Origin of the sequence: Alloprevotella tannerae ATCC 51259 (genome assembly GCF_000159995.1) — a bacterium.
GTDB classification, from domain to species: Bacteria; Bacteroidota; Bacteroidia; order Bacteroidales; family Bacteroidaceae; genus Alloprevotella; species Alloprevotella tannerae.
In genome coordinates this window covers 921,892-937,320 of sequence record NZ_GG700643.1, presented here as the reverse complement: position 1 = coordinate 937,320, position 15,429 = coordinate 921,892, and the positions used below count along the sequence as shown (strand labels likewise).

Below are 15,429 nucleotides of genomic sequence, written 5' to 3'. Positions count from 1 at the left end.
CTTGCGCCGCCCACTCCGCAATATATAAATAGGCTATCCTGATTCCCGCGAGGCCCTACGCGCTGCGTGCCGCGGCGGGCAAGTGCACCGCACGCCAAAGCCTCGTTTGATAAGACAACAAAAAGCCGCGCAAAGCTTTCGACCTTACTCCGCCCATTCAAGAGCGAAAATCGAAAGCCTTGCGCGCGCTTCGCGTGTTTAATCAAGCGGTTACCACACCTTAACTAAAAGCCCACGTTGAAACCGACGCTAAACGTACTGAATTGTGGGCCGTGCCCGCTGCGCAGAACGCTGCAGGGGTTATATTGCACGTAGAAATTTATACCCTGATATCTCACCATAAATCTAAAGTCTACCGTCACGGGCGTCAGGGGAAGATTATTCTGTTCTTCCTCAATCTTTCGACCGTTCAGTTTATATTTTGTCAGCAATGACGATTGATGTTTCCACGCGAAATTCGTAATGACGCTCGCGCCCAACCAAACACTACAGTTTACCTTCCGCTGATAGCCCAGCTCGATGCTGTGATAAACAGCCTTCATGCGCGAATTATGCTTCGTAGAGCCGGCCGGAAAATCCTCAAAGCCCACAATGTGTCCGGGCAGATAAGTAAAGCGGCGATTGCCTTTCATCCTATAATTACGCCAACTGAAACCATAGATAGCATACATCCGATTCTTCTGCCAAGTGTAGTCTAAACCCAGAAGCTTAAAGCTCAACGCCACAGAGCCTCCCATCTTGATGTCGTAATCTTCCGGCGCGTCGATCGGTAAGAGCCATTCACAACCAAGGCCTAACATACTTAAGGTGACCGATCCCTTCCGTGACGTCGCGCACTTCTGACGAGTGTTCACGTCGAGTCCGCCGATAGAAAACGTCCACCGATCCGCGTGTTCGTCCAGCAGCGTTTCGCTACCCGTGCGGCGCTGATAGGTATAATGATAAGCCGAATCAGCCCCCATACCTTTGATTTCCATACTACTTGTGCTATCGTTTTCCGTAATAATCACGCGATGCACGTCTTTCAAATCCACGACCGTATCATTCACCATCGCAGCGTTTGCCGTCATGCCAGCCATGGCAGAGAGCAGGAGTAAAGTTATAGTCTTCATATACTGATTAAATTTTCTTCGAGTTGAATATTCCTTGATTCATAGCTATGCACAATTGCCCAAAGCCTTATTTCGCAAAGCGCTGTTTCAGTTCCGCCAGCGTCGCGTTGCCTTCCATATAGATCAGCGTCAGTGTGGGCGATGCACCGGCCCGCAGCGTATTGTTGCGATAAAAGATAAATCGATTCGTAGTCCCTGCCGAGCGCAGGCGGTAAAAGCCATAATACAGTCGACCCTGTCGCAGCCCCGCTTCGCGGTCTAAAGCGCCCACGACGTCGGCTTTTACGCTTGCCTCAAACTCATTCACTTCTGCTGCCGATGGTTTAATGGTCAAACTCCGAAAAAGATTCAACTTATAAGGTTTGAGTCGGTCGCCGCCGATCACCACCTCCGTCGCATCCTTGCGGTTGCGGAAGCGCTCACCGAAAAGATTGGCGATGTGCAAACCCGTTTGGGCAAAGCCTGCCACTGATATCATGCAGCACAAAAGCAAGATCTCAATTCGTTTCATTCTCATTTCGTTTTATGGTTCATTGATGGTTGCAAACATATCATTCAAGGCGTGCTCCACGTTAGCCTCATCTGCCGGTCTTTGCGTGGCTTGCAGCGCGTTGTGCGCCTCGTTCATCACGCGAGTGGGGTCTGTGATGCGCTCGCCGCCCACATAGGCCACGCAGACGTCTTGCTCCTCGACGAGGGGGATAAAACGCGTGCCGGCAAAGATCAATCCGCCCACCACGGCCGCCACGGCCCATTTTCGCCCCGTGCGCTGCCAAGTCGTGCGTTTCCGCTTGGCGCGGTGCAGGCGTCGGCCCGTAGCGAGCAGACCCATCACGGCGCGCACCTCATCGTAGCACGCATCGGCCGCCTCCGGTTCTAAGAGCCAAAAGGCCAAGCGCCGCTCCTCCTCGGGTGTAGTTTCCGCTTCCCAGTAGCGTCTTACCAGTTCATCTAATGCCGCTTTGTTCATAATATACCTCCCTAATCAGTTTTCTAGCTCGCGAGAGCTGCATTCTTACAGCCGCCGGCTGCATGTTAAGTGTGGCCGCAATTTCCTCAAAGGCCTCTTCGCGCGTCTCCCTACGCTCCAAAATTTCGCGTTGTAGGGGCGTGAGTCGCTGATCTATGATCTGCTTGACGCGTCGATAGCGTTCGGCCGCCTCATCTTCCGCATCGGTCGCCTCAGCCGGGTCGCAGCCCTCCTCGAGTCGCGTTTCGCCCAACTTCTGTCGGCGGCGCAGTTCGTCGATGCCTATGTGTCGAGCCGTGACGTTCAGCACGCGCGCCGCTTCGTCGGCATCAGCCCAGCGCTCGCGCTCGGGCCAGAGTCGGCAGAAGGCTTCTTGTAGTGCGTCGTCGGCTTCATCTTCGCCCAACCACCTACTTAGCGTCGGTCGCAAGCGTCTGCGCAATCCGCTAAAGGCTGTCAGCAGCGGATTTTCGGTGGTTGTTACACGTGAAGGCTTCATACTTTTTTGATGCGTTACATTAGCTTAACGCGGAAGGTGGAGTTTTGTAACATCAATATTTTACTTTTTTTCGTCAAGGGCGTTGATTTTTTCGAAGCCATTGGCGGTTTTCATTCTTTAACAGTCTTATAATGAGATGAATAAACGAATTATTTTTAATTTGCTTCCGATTGAAAATAAGCGAGACTTCATGTCGATTTCGGCCCGCGTATTGCGCCGCGCACCGCCCCTTTGCTACTCCGCACAGGCGGCTTTCTGCAACGCGAAGGGCCGCAACAGCGCGCACCAAGGCTTGGTTTTCATAACGCCAACAAGGGGTTAACAAGGGCGCTCGGCCGACAAAGTTAGTTTGTTGTCGTGAGAACAAAGCCTTTTTCTCACGAGCGTACACCTTTTTTATCGTGAGCGCAAACCTTTTTTATCGTGAGAACAAAGCCGGCAAGTCGAAACGGAGCGTAAGGAAGAGGGGCAAAGAGTACTTAAAAATCAAATGCGAGCCTTGGCTTTTCAGCCGGAATCATTCGGCCGACTGTTCGTATTTTACCCGCTCACGCTTGGGTAGCGTGGCAACGAGCGTGGCGTGGGCGCGACGCAGGAGTTGGCGTATGAAATCGTCATCCAGCGTCCCCTCCAGTGAGACGGTAATCCAATGGCGCTTATTCATATGCCAACCGGGGCGCACTTCCTCGTAAGTTTTACGGAGTTGGAGGGCCTCTTCCGGCGGATACTTGATCGTAAAGTGGTTAAACTCATCTACATCTACGAGGCAATACCAGCGATCAGCGACGCAGAAGACCAAGATTCCGCGCACCTCCGCCCGATGGACCTCGGTAAAGGGCATTTTCTCGGTCGTGCCGGGCAGGGATAGGCAATAGTCGCGAAATTCTTCAATATCCATCAGTCGTTTCCTTTTCGTCAGTCGTAAAAATTGCAATGGCCAAGGCTTGGGCGGCAGCCTACTTACTGCAAAGCAAACACAAAAAACAGATTCGAGCAAGGCGAGGGGCAAAAAAATGAACGCGAAGGCGGACCTCGGCCGGCGGCATCTTGCAAAAATGGTCGCGGCGCACCGGCTCGCACATACTCGGCGGCGCGAAACGAGCCGAAAAGCTTTTTTTTCGGTAACTTTGCCGGCGCTACTAAGCTCATTAAAGCAATGAAGCAATATCTTGACCTCTTAAACGAAATAAACACGCACGGCACGGTCAAACACGACCGCACGGGAACGGGAACGAAGAGCATTTTTGGACACCAAATGCGCTTCCAAATGGCCGATGGTTTTCCTTTATTGACGACGAAAAAGCTCCACGTCAAATCGATTATTCACGAACTTCTGTGGTTCATACGTGGGGAGACGAACATAAAATCGCTCAAGGAGGCCGGCGTCAGCATCTGGGACGAATGGGCGGACGAAAACGGCGATTTGGGGCCAATCTACGGCTATCAATGGCGCCACTGGCCCGACGGACGCGGCGGGGAGATTGACCAACTGGCGCAGGCGGTAGAACTGATCAAGCACAAGCCCGACTCGCGGCGCATCATCGTAAGTGCGTGGAACGTGGGGGACATCGAAAGGATGAAATTGCCGCCTTGCCACATTTTATTTCAGTATTATGTGGCCGACGGGCGACTCTCTTTGCAACTCTATCAGCGCAGTGCGGATACGTTCTTGGGCGTGCCGTTTAACATTGCAAGTTATGCGCTCCTTTTAATGATGACAGCGCAGGTCACTGATTTGGAGCCGGGCGATTTTATCTATACGACGGGCGATACGCACCTTTACTTGAACCACTTGGAGCAAGCGCGCCTGCAACTCACGCGCACACCCGGCCTGCTACCGACGATGCGCCTGAACCCGGAACGCCGACGCTTGGAGGACTTCCGCTACGAAGACTTTGAATTGATTGACTATAATCCGCAGCCTCACATCGCTGCACCGGTATCTGTTTGATCTTATGATTTCTATTATTTGTGCCATCGCGCAAAATGGCGCCATTGGCTACGACAACCATTTACTTTATCGCCTCTCGGCGGACTTGAAGCGCTTCAAAGCCTTGACGTCGGGGCATACGGTCGTGATGGGCCGACGCACGTTTGAGTCGCTCCCCAAGGGGGCTTTGCCCAATCGGCGCAATATCGTACTCTCACGCACGGCTACGGCGTGGCCGAACACGGAGGTCTTCCCCTCGCTGGACGAGGCCTTGGCGGCCTGCGCACCGAATGAGGAGGTCTTCATCATCGGCGGAGCAGCGGTCTACGAGGCGGCGATCGGGCGGGCGGACCGTCTATGCTTGACGCTCATCGAGGCGACACCGGACAAGGCGGATACGTTCTTTCCGGATTATGATAAGGCAGCGTGGCGCGAAACGCAGCGCGAGCATTACGCAGCCGATGAAAAGAACGAAGCAGATTTTACTTTTGTAGACTATATACGCAAATAAACAGAGGACATTGACTGATATGAGAATCTTATCTTTTATCTTGCTGGCGCTGTTTTCGCTACCCGTCAGCACGAGTCACGCGCGGCCGGCAGCGGAGAAAGTGCCGGCAAAAATTAAGAACGTGCGTCTGAAAATTATTGAGACATCGGATGTGCACGGCAACTATTTTCCTTACGACTTTATGGACCGTAAGCCGGGCATAGGAAGCTTGGCGCGCATCGAAACCTATGTGAAGGGGGCGCGGAAGCAGATGGGCGCGGACAAGGTCTTGCTCCTCGACAACGGGGATATTCTGCAAGGACAGCCAACGGCTTACTACTATAATTATATCGACACGACGGCAACGCACGCTTGCGCCGCGGTGCTCAACTATATGCGCTATGATGCGGCAGCAGTGGGCAATCACGATGTGGAAACGGGACACGCGGTCTATGATCGTTGGGTGAGAGAGTGTAAATTTCCGATGCTCAGCGCGAATACGATTGAGGTAAAAACGGGAAAACCCTATTGGAAGCCTTATACGATTATTCGGAAAGGCGGCGTGCGCATCGCTGTGCTGGGTATGCTGACGCCGGGGATCCCGACGTGGCTTCCGGAAAACTTATGGCGCGGCTTGCGCTTCGACGACCTTGTGCTCACGGCGCAAAAGTATATGCCGGAAATGCGCCGCCAAGCGGACCTCGTCGTGGGCTTGTTTCACAGCGGCGTAGGGCGCGAGGACGCCACGGGAACGCTGAATGAAAACGCTTCGCTGCAAGTGGCGCGCGAGGTGCCGGGCTTCGACATTATTCTCTGTGGGCACGATCATCGACAGGCTTGCCGCACGATTGCGAATAAGGAGGGCGGTATCGTGCAGATCTTAAACCCGGCAGCCAATGCGGGCTTTGTGGCCGTGGCGGACGTGAGTTTCGATACACAGGGGCACAAGACGATCACGGGAAGCATTGTCGATGTGCGCGACTTAGCGCCGGATGCGGACTTCGTAAAGGAGTTTTCGCCGCAGATTGAGGCGGTGAAGGCGTTTACGAGTGCGGTGATCGGCTATAATAAAATAGCCATTGATACGCGGCCTTCTTTCTTTGGGCCTTCGGCTTTTGTAGACTTTATTCACCAACTGCAAATGCGCATCTCGGGCGCATCACTTTCGTTTGCAGCACCCTTGACATTTGACGCGGAAATTCCGGCCGGAGAAATTCATATGAGTGATATGTTTAACCTTTACCGGTATGAGAACCAACTCTATACAATGCGGCTCTCAGGAAAGGAAATCAAAGGTTTCTTGGAATACAGTTATGCCAACTGGGCTAACACGATGCAGCAACCGACGGACCACTTGCTGATTTTTAATCCGAAAACGATTGAGGCGAAAGAGACTTGGCAGCGCTTGGCGCACCCGAATTTCAATTTCGATTCTGCGGCGGGTTTGATTTACACGGTCGACGTGCGCCGTCCAAAAGGTGAAAAGGTGCACATCATCAGTTTGGCCAACGGCGAACCTTTTGATTTGGAGAAAAAAGATTATCTCGTGGCGGTCAATTCTTATCGCGGCAATGGCGGCGGCGGACTCTTGACGCAGGGGGCCGGCATTCCGAAAGAGGAATTGCCGAAGCGCATCGTCAAAAGTACGGACAAAGACTTGCGTTTCTACCTGATGCAGGAAATTAAACGCCAAGGTACGATCACCCCAAAAGCGCTAAACCAATGGAAGTTTGTGCCGGAGGACTGGGCCACGAAGGCCGCTCACGCGGATTCGCTCATTCTCTTCAAATAAACGGATAGGCGAAGGCATACATTATATATAAGGCGCCGCAGGCCCAACACGGCATCAGTACTTGTGCGTCATCATTGACTGTATTTGGGAGAGAAACGCCGCAATCGCTTTTCTTCACCGCGCGAAAGGCGTAAAGAAACGCAGCCGTCCCGACAAACTAAAAAGAAGGCCATAAAAAAAGCGTCTTTTTGCCTGTTCTATGAAAAAATAGTGTTACTTTTGCGGCCGATTCCTCTATGCTAATCGGCCGCAAACTTTTTACCGACAACGCATAGCAAACAAAGGATTCACAAAGCCAAGGAGAGGTGCTCGAGTGGCTGAAGAGGCACGCCTGGAAAGCGTGTAAACGTCAAAAGCGTTTCGGGGGTTCGAATCCCTCTCTCTCCGCTGGAAGTACTCTGAAACAAGAGTAAGAGAAACTTCAAAAAATCAGTAAGTATCGTAGCTTCAATAAGTTACGATACTTTTGTTTTATACTTACATGTTTTTTCAGAGTACGTAAGGAGGGTGCCGAAACGCCCAAAATACTCTCCTACGGTTACAATCTGGTTACAAAAAGATGAGCCGAATAAAAATTGTAACCAAGAGTACGTACAGAGATTGTTTAGAGTACTTATATGTTGCTGTTATTCAAATGATTATGTAGAACTTTGCAGTGGGATATATGGAAGTTCATTCCATCCATTTAGGCGATAAAATTCCTTTCGATGTGGAACAATTTCCCATGAATCCAGCTACAATTAAAAACAGTCAATGTATGAAATCAATTTTCAGAACAGTCTTCTATCTCAGAAGCAACTATGTAAACAAGGAGGGCAAGACCCCTGTGATGTTGAGGATTTACCTTAACAACGAACGGTTGTGCATAGGCTCAGCCGGGATCGCCGTTGAACAGAACCAATGGGACAGTACGCGAGAACGGGTGAAAGGACGCAATACCGAAGCCCTAAGCATGAACTTGCAGTTGGACAGCATCCAAAACGACCTGCAAACCATCTATCGCAAGTTGGAAATGACGGACGACCTGTGCTTGGAACGCATCAAGTCTGAGTATCTCGGCAGGCAGGACAATGTCTGCACACTCATGCAGCTTTTCGAGAAGCATAATACGGACATACAGGAACAGGTTGGTGTCTCGGTGAGTGTGGCAACGTTGCAGAAATACAACGTGTGTAAGAAACACTTTGCGGCCTTCTTGAACGAAAAGTACAAGCGTTGTGACATTCGCCTGTCTGAACTGACATTCACCGTCATTCATGACTTTGACATTTATCTGCGTACAACCGCTGGGCAGAATCCCAATACGGCCACGAAAACGATGAAGACTTTCAAGACCATCACCATACTGGGAAGGAAGATGGGCGCGTTGAACCACGACCCGTTCATAAATCATCATTTCCACTTGGAACCGGTAAACCGTGGCTTCCTCACTGACGAGGAAATCATGAAGATTGCCAACAAGGATTTCGGTATCAACCGCCTGGAACTGGTAAGGGATGTTTTCATCTTCTCTTGCTTTACAGGTCTGGCATATATAGACGTGTCCAACCTTACGCCGGACAACATCGTTACGCTTGACGACAAGCAATGGATTATGACCAAACGTCAGAAGACAAGCGTGGAAACCAATGTGCTGCTTCTTGACATTCCTAAGCGTATCATCACCAAATATGGGCATAAGACCTATCGGGACGGTAAACTCCTTCCGGTACTTACAAACCAGAAGATTAACGCTTATCTCAAGGAAATTGCCGACCTTTGCGGTATCAAGAAGAGGCTGACCTTCCACCTTGCGCGCCACACATTTGCCACAATGTCGCTGAGTAAGGGCGTTCCGATGGAAAGTGTGTCAAAGATGCTGGGGCACACCAACATAAAGACTACACAAATCTATGCTCGCATCACCAACAAGAAGATAGAGCATGATATGGAAGAACTGGCTGGAAAACTTAGTAAGTTTAATACAGCCATGGGCATATAATATATTAATGTATAACCCTAAAATAATAGACGATTATGGAAACAAAGAAAGAACTATCTTACTTCCGATTGAAATTAGAGACTTATCTCAGTGAGCATTTCCCCGAAATGCTGGGTGATAAACCATTCATAACGGCAAGAGCCGATGAAGCCCTTACTACCTACTGTGATGCAATGGCACAAGGTTTTTCTCATCCAGAGGCAGAGGTAATGGCAAGCGAAGTTCTGTATCAAGGACTGCATTTCTCCAAGTACGACACGCTTGTGTCTGTCTTAGAGGATGAGTTCGAGAAAGAACTTCCTTCTCCTCTTCCTGAAAGACTAGCACCAATGCTTCTGAAGAATAAGGCTGTGCAAAGCGTTTTCGACAAGTATGAACTGACAGACGACTTTGGGGCAAGTCCGGAGTATGAGAAACTCTACACCGAACTGACAGGGACAATCGTTCTGCTTATCGAGGTTAATGGTCTGCCAACAGTCGATAGTGAGAACATGACTTGATGTAACACCATCGGGAGCTTTTGTAGTGTCAAGAGCCAAGATAAACGCTCCGCTCCACACGCCAAGAGTTTATACTAACACTTGTCTTTGTGTAGCCTGCGCATCTTGTTATTGCTCTTGAACTATTAAAAGCTCCGATATGAATATAATCATCATGAATCAAGATGTCCACACACCTGCCTTCATCAAGGCAGACGCATCGAACAAAACCGATAATATAAAGCAGCAGCCGACTTCTCCCAAGCAAGTCCGCCGCTTCTCTTGGACACGCTTCATCGAACTCACTATCCTGCTTTCCGTCGTTATCGGTGTCATTTGGCTTATCTCGAAGATGGTAACGCCGCAAGTCGTAACTGCCGTGTCAGTCATTGCAGGTTTTCTGATACTACGCTTTATAGTCAGGGTAATTCTAAAAGTAACATTTGCGCTGCTGAGCATTCTATTTTGGTTGGCTATTCTCTGTGCCATCCTGCTATGCGTGCTTTGAGAAGCACAGCTCTGTAAAACCTTTCATGTTATTTCATCAGGTGGTTATCTCGCATTTTGAGATAGCCACCTTTTCTATTTCCCACTACGAGCGTTGCACTTTTGCTTCTTTTCCAATGCTCCACGATATGCGATGACAAGAAGACGGATGCTGTTCCCTTTTTATCCGCAAAGGTAGTACGGGGCATGTGGCTTTCAAAAGGTCTGTGCCGCTTGGTTTGTCTGGAAAATCTCCACACCTACGGGTTGTATTTTCCGACAAAACCTTGTGTAAGCCTGCCCCGCTACCTCTATTTTGCTACAAAAAGGAATCAGCATACTCCGATCTTTGGACGCATAAAAAAAAGTCGCTATGGATAAGCAAAAAGTAAATACAACATCTTCGATGAACAGAAAAGGATATAGCTCCTCCTCTCATTACCGCATTAACCCTACGGCTGAAAAAAGTGAGCAAGTGTTGGCAATTAAGTTTGTACAATGGGATGTTCCCCCTTTGGAGAGCCTTTGTAACAGCAAAGTATATCTCCTGCGTATGAAACTCTATCGTGGCGAAATGATGAGCCGTGAGGAAAAGAATTGGCTATGTGAAGCGGTGAACTCAAACACCTATTTCCGAACAGCCGTTCCACTGCAAGGCTATCGCTTTGACTTCTTTGATGTACTGAAGAAATATCTTGTCAATCAGTACGGACAATGGACAGAGTATTACGCACCTGACAGAACAAGCCTAAGAGCCTACCTATATGGGCGCATCAATCAAATAGTAGAAATCCCAAAATACTAAGCAATATGAAAGGAACAGAACATTTCACACGGACAATAGCCGAGTATCTCAATCAGCGTGCTATGACAGACCCCTTGTTTGCCCCTAACTTGATGAAACCGAACAAGAATATCGAGGAGTGCATCACCTACATTCTTAATGAAGTGCAGAAAAGCGGTTGCAACGGCTTTGATGATGATGAAATCTTCTCTATGGCTGTTCACTACTATGATGAGGACGATATAGAGGTGGGTAAGGCTATTTCTTGCCAAGTTGCCGTCAATCACATTGTAGAACTCACAGAGGAAGAAAAAGCCGAAGCAAGGCAGGAAGCCATTAAGCAATATCAGCGTGAGGAACTTGCCAAGTTACAGAGCCGTAACGCACGAGTGAAAAAGACCGAGAATATAGCAACCCAAGTACAACCATCATTATTTGATTTTTAAGTCTATGAAACCAAGAAACAAATTTGAGAAGGCGGTTTTGGAACAAAGCAAACATCTTTGCCCAATAACCAAGACACAAAGCAAGTGGGCATTCCGTGAGTGCATAGACCACTTCGCCTACCGCTTGCCAAAAGGTCGCACTACTTGTATGGATTGTGGGCATAGTTGGGTAATGGACAAACATAGAGAAACTTGCACTTGCCCTCATTGCAGGGCAAAGTTGCAGGTCAAGGAAACCTATGAGCGCAAGTTGCAGCAGAAGCAGTATTTCACCATACTTACCACTTGTGGAGAGTTTCAAGTATTGCGTATGTTCCTACTTATTGTGGGTATGGAGAAAGGTTACAAAGCACAAACTTCTATAATTGAGATTGGGCAATATTGGTGGAATATGCAGGGACGAAAAGCCGTGGTTGCCATACAGAGGGTATTGGGACACTATGTTGATACCTTTTCCTATTATAGCCCTATGGCAATCCGCAACGATAACAAAGCCTACCAATATGCAGCCTATTCTCAGACATATCCGAAGTTCAAGGTTACAGACATACTCCGTAGGAATGGTTTCAAGGATGATTTTCACGATATAGCCCCGACAACACTCATTTCGGCATTGCTTTCTGACAGTCGTGCAGAAACATTGATGAAAGCAGGACGGATTGAACATTTGCGCTATTTTCTCAATAGCCCTCGAGACTTTGACAGTTACTGGAAGTCCTACAAGATAGCCAATCGAAGCGGATATGAAATAACCGACATTTCCTTGTGGTGTGATTATGTGGACACACTCCGCAGATTGGGCAAAGACACTCACAGCCCGAAATATCTTTGTCCTGCCAACCTCAGAGCCGAACACGACCGCAGGCACGAGGAACTTCTCAGGCAGCGTGAACAGGAGAAGATAGAACAGAGGCAGCAGAAGGCAATCGAAGATGAAAAACGCTTCAAGGAACTCAAATCCAAGTTTTTCGGTATCTGTTTTACGGACGGCATAATCCAAGTCCACGTGTTGGAGAGCGTGCAGGAACATTTGGAAGAAGGTGTATCAATGCACCATTGTCTGTTTTCTAATGCATATTACCTCAAGGAAGACTCCCTTATCCTTTCGGCAACCATTGGAGGCAAACGAATAGAGACAATTGAAGTATCATTAAGAACTTTGGAAGTGGTGCAAAGTCGTGGAGTATGCAACAAGAATACGGAATACCACGAGCAGACAGTAAACCTTGTCAATGCCAACAGCAGACTTATACGCCAAAGAATGAAGGCAACAGCATAAAGAAAAATATAAACCACCAAATTATCACAGCAATGAAAGTAGAAATAGAAAGCTTCGTATGTAACTGGGCAGACGAAATACCCCATATCCTCATTAGGGTTATCAATGCAATAACCCTATCCGATAACAAGGAAGTGTTAAGAACAGCCATTAAACAGATAGCCGAAGAAACGGAACTTGACAACTTCTTTGCCTATGGGTATGGACGCACTCACTTTTGGCTCACCCATCGCAGACTATCGAATGGTGAGCCGATGAAGCACAGATTGTTAATAGCAGAGTTTTAGGGATATGGAGAAGAAAAAGATATACAGAGTAAGAACGCAGTACATTTTCGAGGGCGTGTTTGAAGTCCTTGCCGATAACAAGGAGGATGCACGGCAGAAAGTTTTGCAAGATTGCGGGTTGGTAATGGGTGGTAACATTCACAGTACCTTGCCCGACGAGGAGGTGAGTTGGGCATTTTCTACCCACCCAAAAGTAAAAACAACGCGAATAATCATTCAAAAGGAGTAAGCGACAGCGTACAAGCGGACGGCACATCCGCCGCCCGCTCCTTTCTTTCCATGAGCAATCAGGCGGGGAAAGATAAGGAGCAAAGAAAGCCTATGCCCTATCTTCAATAACCAACGATACCGAAACTGCAATTGAAAATGCTGTTTTGGTATCGTTCTTTTCATTGTTTTATCCTTATGGTACTGCCAACAGCCTTGTCACCGACCTTGACCAGCTCGTATTTTCCCAATCTAACATAAAGTTGCCCGAGCGTCTTGCAGCCGTAACGCTTGATTTTATACTTGGGCATCAGCTTTTTAAGTTCACCACCAATCAGTGAAAGCATAACGGTATCATCCCCTTTACGTGCCGTCTCGAATGCCTTGTCGAACAAGGTACGGTCTCTGTCTATGAAGTAATCTGGCGTGTTATTATTCGGTTGGACGGGCTCTGTCTTATCCGAAAAGCGGAACTCATGACTGCTATTTTGCAATGATGCCGGTGTTTTCTGTTCGCCATAGCCCAACACCAATAGTCCTTCCTCTCTTATTCTCTGAGCAAGCAACGCATAATCGCTGTCGCTGGAAATGATACAAAAACCTTGCACGGTTTTTCCATGCAGCAAATCCATCGCATCGATGACAAGTGCCATATCCGTCGTATTCTTCACCTCAATATAAGAAATCGCTTCCACTAAACGGAAAGAAAATGTTTTTGCCACCTCTTTCCACCGCTTCATCGCAGGCTTTGTCCAATCGGCATAGATACGCTGGACAATGGGATTACCATAGGAAGAAATAAAGGACATGATGTCACTAAGTTTGTCGGCGGCAACATCATCGCCATCTATGAGGATAGCAATGGTTGTTTGTCCTTGTTGTTTAGATAGTTTGAGACCTCTGCAAAAGTCTTTTTACACCCAAAAGCTACTATTGATAATCAATGAGTTATATTTATGATTTCGCTATCTATATGAGGTTTTGCAGAGGTCTCGGATTATGAGAAAATAAGTTTATATCGTATCAAAAACACTTTGCAGCATCTCTTGAAGTGAAAAGAAATCCTCCATTATGGGTATCTACATATCTTTAGTAACATAACCAACTGCAAAAAGAGGAAAGGCTTTAACAAGAAGTGAAATAAGCCGAGAACCCATTATCATTAAAGATTTCGTTTTTATCAACCCACTTATTTAAAAGTTTCTACTATCACTATATGCCTACTCTTCTGTTTTTTCCTATAAGAAATTGTAATTGTCCTACCCTTTATTTGAGGATATGCATGCAACTGCTCAAAAGAAATGACATTCTCTTTTTTCATAGCAAGATATTGTTTTGCCTGTTCTATATATTCAGGACAACATTCTTTATAGTCAATTTGGTTTTCTATGATTTTATCGTAAAATATCTTTTGGAATTGTACAGACAAGTCTTTAATGGTTGGCCAATGATGTCGATATAAATAATCCTCTTGTTTTTGAGAAGTCCAAAGATTGTACTTTTGCTTTATATTCCTTATCAACCTACTTCTTTCAGAAGAAAAATCCAGCCATGCAGCAGGCGTGTCGTCTGTTGTTTCCTGTTTTATGCCGATGATAATGCTTTCCTGCAAGTTTATAACACGAATATCTTTTGGAATGACAAGAGTTGTTCCGTCAAGAGTGAAGTAGGTCAATGACGTGATATATAAAGTATCATTTCTTTTTTCAAACTTGAAATCTTCTTCGTCAATACTTGGTAAATTCAAAATAAATCCATCAATGACATATTGCTTCCCATTTCTTACACAAGAAGCTACACTCTCTTCTACCACACAGCCCCAAAGAGCAAAGAAAATCAATAATACCTTCATTGTATAATAATGTTTTCGTCTTTTGCGGAAATCTCTTCTATATTCTCGCTTGTTAGCCCTATATGGCCATGATCTTTATGCGATTTAATATCTCTAACACCTAAGACTCTTTTCCCTAATATGTGCTCAGCTCCAGTACAAAAGTTTTTTCTGAATCCGAATTTATACGCTATTTCAAAAAAAGTGATATTTTTTTCTTTGTCAAAATTTGGTGCTGTATTAAGACCTTGAAAACTTTTTCCGTTTACGCCTAAATATCTAAAGTCAACATCTTTTCCCTTTCTTGTCCCAAGGTGCCCATGCCCAGCATGATGAGAAGCCCCCGGTTGCCAAGGATCGCTTCCACTTGATGAAGACATATCTCCAAAATGAACTTCCCAACCTTTTTGGGCAATATCATTTGTAACTCCGAATAGAGCAGCTGCAGTTTGAGGTAGAAGATAATGATCACCTTCTCCAACGAACTCTTTTGGTAAAGTTGAGTTTCCGCCTTTATCTATTGTACCATAACGTCGAAACCCTGTTCCAGTCTCGGGAAATTTAACTACTCCATATTTATTCTTTTCCAACACCATTATTTTCTTGAATATTGTACTCTTTTCCTTTGTTCCTGTTTCTACATAGTATTCATAATATTTTGTTTCCCCTTTAAAATATTTAATAGCCCCCGATTTATATATATAATATTGATGGTTCTCCTTTGCCGTAGTTATTTCCACGCTTCCTACAGCCTGTGGCGATGTTATGATAATTCGTGCCATATATTCATTCTTTCTTTTTAAGTTCAAAATCTTCAATGATTACCATACCCTTGGCATTATCGTCCGTTCGTCCG

The 15,429-nt window shown here is 46.9% G+C and carries 20 protein-coding genes and 1 tRNA gene; 12 read left to right on the top strand and 9 right to left on the bottom strand.

The genetic code is table 11. The features are described 5' to 3' along the window. Nucleotides 1-224: 224 nt before the first annotated feature. The 5 genes from GCWU000325_RS09855 to GCWU000325_RS09830 all read right to left on the bottom strand — a co-directional run bounded on the left by GCWU000325_RS09855 (nucleotide 225) and on the right by GCWU000325_RS09830 (nucleotide 3,479). Nucleotides 225-1,112: a hypothetical protein gene (locus GCWU000325_RS09855; protein WP_006256436.1), complete on the bottom strand. Its 888-nt coding sequence runs from the start codon at nucleotides 1,110-1,112 to the stop codon at nucleotides 225-227. Nucleotides 1,113-1,179: 67 nt separating this feature from the next. Further along, nucleotides 1,180-1,623 carry a DUF6108 family protein gene (locus GCWU000325_RS09850; RefSeq protein ID WP_050756637.1) on the bottom strand — a complete coding sequence of 148 codons (444 nt, stop codon included), beginning with the start codon at nucleotides 1,621-1,623 and terminating at the stop codon, nucleotides 1,180-1,182. Between the two features lie 12 nt (nucleotides 1,624-1,635). Then, nucleotides 1,636-2,082: a hypothetical protein gene (locus GCWU000325_RS09845; protein ID WP_006256434.1), complete on the bottom strand. Its 447-nt coding sequence runs from the start codon at nucleotides 2,080-2,082 to the stop codon at nucleotides 1,636-1,638. Continuing rightward, nucleotides 2,060-2,581, bottom strand: coding sequence for an RNA polymerase sigma factor (locus GCWU000325_RS09840; RefSeq protein ID WP_006256433.1), 522 nt, complete (start codon nucleotides 2,579-2,581; stop codon nucleotides 2,060-2,062). The genes GCWU000325_RS09845 and GCWU000325_RS09840 overlap by 23 nt, the downstream gene beginning before the upstream one ends. Nucleotides 2,582-3,098: 517 nt before the next feature. Next, a complete protein-coding gene (locus tag GCWU000325_RS09830; RefSeq protein ID WP_006256431.1) occupies nucleotides 3,099-3,479 on the bottom strand; it encodes an MmcQ/YjbR family DNA-binding protein in 381 nt (126 codons plus the stop codon). A gap of 258 nt (nucleotides 3,480-3,737) precedes the next feature. Here GCWU000325_RS09830 and GCWU000325_RS09825 point away from each other — a divergent pair, with 258 nt between their 5' ends. The 12 genes from GCWU000325_RS09825 to GCWU000325_RS09770 all read left to right on the top strand — a co-directional run bounded on the left by GCWU000325_RS09825 (nucleotide 3,738) and on the right by GCWU000325_RS09770 (nucleotide 12,764). After that, nucleotides 3,738-4,532 (top strand): thymidylate synthase, encoded by a 795-nt coding sequence (locus tag GCWU000325_RS09825; RefSeq protein ID WP_040599800.1) that lies wholly within the window; start codon nucleotides 3,738-3,740, stop codon nucleotides 4,530-4,532. A gap of 4 nt (nucleotides 4,533-4,536) precedes the next feature. Next, complete coding sequence (locus GCWU000325_RS09820; protein WP_006256429.1) at nucleotides 4,537-5,022, top strand: dihydrofolate reductase; 486 nt, start codon at nucleotides 4,537-4,539, stop codon at nucleotides 5,020-5,022. Nucleotides 5,023-5,041: 19 nt separating this feature from the next. Next, nucleotides 5,042-6,793: a bifunctional metallophosphatase/5'-nucleotidase gene (locus tag GCWU000325_RS09815; protein WP_006256428.1), complete on the top strand. Its 1,752-nt coding sequence runs from the start codon at nucleotides 5,042-5,044 to the stop codon at nucleotides 6,791-6,793. A gap of 299 nt (nucleotides 6,794-7,092) precedes the next feature. Beyond that, nucleotides 7,093-7,180: transfer RNA gene (locus GCWU000325_RS09810), tRNA-Ser, on the top strand. 370 nt (nucleotides 7,181-7,550) lie between these two features. Beyond that, nucleotides 7,551-8,774, top strand: coding sequence for a site-specific integrase (locus tag GCWU000325_RS09805; RefSeq protein WP_025066432.1), 1,224 nt, complete (start codon nucleotides 7,551-7,553; stop codon nucleotides 8,772-8,774). Nucleotides 8,775-8,809: 35 nt separating this feature from the next. Beyond that, on the top strand, nucleotides 8,810-9,274 hold the full coding sequence (locus GCWU000325_RS09800; RefSeq protein WP_006256425.1) for a DUF1896 domain-containing protein: 465 nt from the start codon (nucleotides 8,810-8,812) through the stop codon (nucleotides 9,272-9,274). A 139-nt stretch (nucleotides 9,275-9,413) separates the two neighbouring features. Beyond that, nucleotides 9,414-9,761 (top strand): hypothetical protein, encoded by a 348-nt coding sequence (locus GCWU000325_RS09795; protein WP_006256424.1) that lies wholly within the window; start codon nucleotides 9,414-9,416, stop codon nucleotides 9,759-9,761. Nucleotides 9,762-10,112: 351 nt separating this feature from the next. After that, entirely contained in the window at nucleotides 10,113-10,544 is a 432-nt protein-coding gene (locus GCWU000325_RS09790) for a hypothetical protein (RefSeq protein ID WP_006256422.1), read from the top strand. A gap of 5 nt (nucleotides 10,545-10,549) precedes the next feature. Continuing rightward, on the top strand, nucleotides 10,550-10,969 hold the full coding sequence (locus GCWU000325_RS09785) for a PcfK-like family protein (protein WP_006256421.1): 420 nt from the start codon (nucleotides 10,550-10,552) through the stop codon (nucleotides 10,967-10,969). Nucleotides 10,970-10,973: 4 nt separating this feature from the next. Continuing rightward, nucleotides 10,974-12,248, top strand: coding sequence for a PcfJ domain-containing protein (locus tag GCWU000325_RS09780; protein WP_006256420.1), 1,275 nt, complete (start codon nucleotides 10,974-10,976; stop codon nucleotides 12,246-12,248). 32 nt (nucleotides 12,249-12,280) lie between these two features. Next, nucleotides 12,281-12,535 (top strand): hypothetical protein, encoded by a 255-nt coding sequence (locus GCWU000325_RS09775; RefSeq protein WP_004343225.1) that lies wholly within the window; start codon nucleotides 12,281-12,283, stop codon nucleotides 12,533-12,535. Nucleotides 12,536-12,539: 4 nt separating this feature from the next. After that, a complete protein-coding gene (locus GCWU000325_RS09770) occupies nucleotides 12,540-12,764 on the top strand; it encodes a hypothetical protein (RefSeq protein WP_004351251.1) in 225 nt (74 codons plus the stop codon). On the opposite strand, the gene GCWU000325_RS12280 is transcribed toward GCWU000325_RS09770, so the two are convergent. The 4 genes from GCWU000325_RS12280 to GCWU000325_RS09755 form a co-directional block, all read right to left on the bottom strand. Then, nucleotides 12,752-12,928: a hypothetical protein gene (locus GCWU000325_RS12280; protein ID WP_006256419.1), complete on the bottom strand. Its 177-nt coding sequence runs from the start codon at nucleotides 12,926-12,928 to the stop codon at nucleotides 12,752-12,754. The two genes, GCWU000325_RS09770 and GCWU000325_RS12280, sit on opposite strands and share 13 nt — an antisense overlap. Further along, the gene (locus GCWU000325_RS09765; RefSeq protein WP_040599622.1) at nucleotides 12,925-13,605 is read right to left on the bottom strand and encodes an NYN domain-containing protein; all 681 of its coding nucleotides are present in this window, start codon (nucleotides 13,603-13,605) and stop codon (nucleotides 12,925-12,927) included. Before GCWU000325_RS09765 ends, GCWU000325_RS12280 begins: the two co-directional genes overlap by 4 nt. A 326-nt stretch (nucleotides 13,606-13,931) precedes the next feature. Next, complete coding sequence (locus tag GCWU000325_RS09760; RefSeq protein WP_006256416.1) at nucleotides 13,932-14,594, bottom strand: hypothetical protein; 663 nt, start codon at nucleotides 14,592-14,594, stop codon at nucleotides 13,932-13,934. Next, entirely contained in the window at nucleotides 14,591-15,355 is a 765-nt protein-coding gene (locus GCWU000325_RS09755) for a hypothetical protein (RefSeq protein WP_006256415.1), read from the bottom strand. Before GCWU000325_RS09755 ends, GCWU000325_RS09760 begins: the two co-directional genes overlap by 4 nt. Nucleotides 15,356-15,429: the final 74 nt, after the last annotated feature.

What these genes read in the sequence shown, in the direction of transcription:
- GCWU000325_RS09855 (WP_006256436.1), bottom strand. Translation starts at nt 1,112, where the DNA reads ATGAAGACTATAACTTTACTCCTGCTCTCTGCCATGGCTGGCATGACG.
- GCWU000325_RS09850 (WP_050756637.1), bottom strand. Translation starts at nt 1,623, where the DNA reads ATGAAACGAATTGAGATCTTGCTTTTGTGCTGCATGATATCAGTGGCA.
- GCWU000325_RS09845 (WP_006256434.1), bottom strand. Translation starts at nt 2,082, where the DNA reads ATGAACAAAGCGGCATTAGATGAACTGGTAAGACGCTACTGGGAAGCG.
- GCWU000325_RS09840 (WP_006256433.1), bottom strand. Translation starts at nt 2,581, where the DNA reads ATGAAGCCTTCACGTGTAACAACCACCGAAAATCCGCTGCTGACAGCC.
- GCWU000325_RS09830 (WP_006256431.1), bottom strand. Translation starts at nt 3,479, where the DNA reads ATGGATATTGAAGAATTTCGCGACTATTGCCTATCCCTGCCCGGCACG.
- GCWU000325_RS09825 (WP_040599800.1), top strand. Translation starts at nt 3,738, where the DNA reads ATGAAGCAATATCTTGACCTCTTAAACGAAATAAACACGCACGGCACG.
- GCWU000325_RS09820 (WP_006256429.1), top strand. Translation starts at nt 4,537, where the DNA reads ATGATTTCTATTATTTGTGCCATCGCGCAAAATGGCGCCATTGGCTAC.
- GCWU000325_RS09815 (WP_006256428.1), top strand. Translation starts at nt 5,042, where the DNA reads ATGAGAATCTTATCTTTTATCTTGCTGGCGCTGTTTTCGCTACCCGTC.
- GCWU000325_RS09805 (WP_025066432.1), top strand. Translation starts at nt 7,551, where the DNA reads ATGAAATCAATTTTCAGAACAGTCTTCTATCTCAGAAGCAACTATGTA.
- GCWU000325_RS09800 (WP_006256425.1), top strand. Translation starts at nt 8,810, where the DNA reads ATGGAAACAAAGAAAGAACTATCTTACTTCCGATTGAAATTAGAGACT.
- GCWU000325_RS09795 (WP_006256424.1), top strand. Translation starts at nt 9,414, where the DNA reads ATGAATATAATCATCATGAATCAAGATGTCCACACACCTGCCTTCATC.
- GCWU000325_RS09790 (WP_006256422.1), top strand. Translation starts at nt 10,113, where the DNA reads ATGGATAAGCAAAAAGTAAATACAACATCTTCGATGAACAGAAAAGGA.
- GCWU000325_RS09785 (WP_006256421.1), top strand. Translation starts at nt 10,550, where the DNA reads ATGAAAGGAACAGAACATTTCACACGGACAATAGCCGAGTATCTCAAT.
- GCWU000325_RS09780 (WP_006256420.1), top strand. Translation starts at nt 10,974, where the DNA reads ATGAAACCAAGAAACAAATTTGAGAAGGCGGTTTTGGAACAAAGCAAA.
- GCWU000325_RS09775 (WP_004343225.1), top strand. Translation starts at nt 12,281, where the DNA reads ATGAAAGTAGAAATAGAAAGCTTCGTATGTAACTGGGCAGACGAAATA.
- GCWU000325_RS09770 (WP_004351251.1), top strand. Translation starts at nt 12,540, where the DNA reads ATGGAGAAGAAAAAGATATACAGAGTAAGAACGCAGTACATTTTCGAG.
- GCWU000325_RS12280 (WP_006256419.1), bottom strand. Translation starts at nt 12,928, where the DNA reads ATGAAAAGAACGATACCAAAACAGCATTTTCAATTGCAGTTTCGGTAT.
- GCWU000325_RS09760 (WP_006256416.1), bottom strand. Translation starts at nt 14,594, where the DNA reads ATGAAGGTATTATTGATTTTCTTTGCTCTTTGGGGCTGTGTGGTAGAA.
- GCWU000325_RS09755 (WP_006256415.1), bottom strand. Translation starts at nt 15,355, where the DNA reads ATGGCACGAATTATCATAACATCGCCACAGGCTGTAGGAAGCGTGGAA.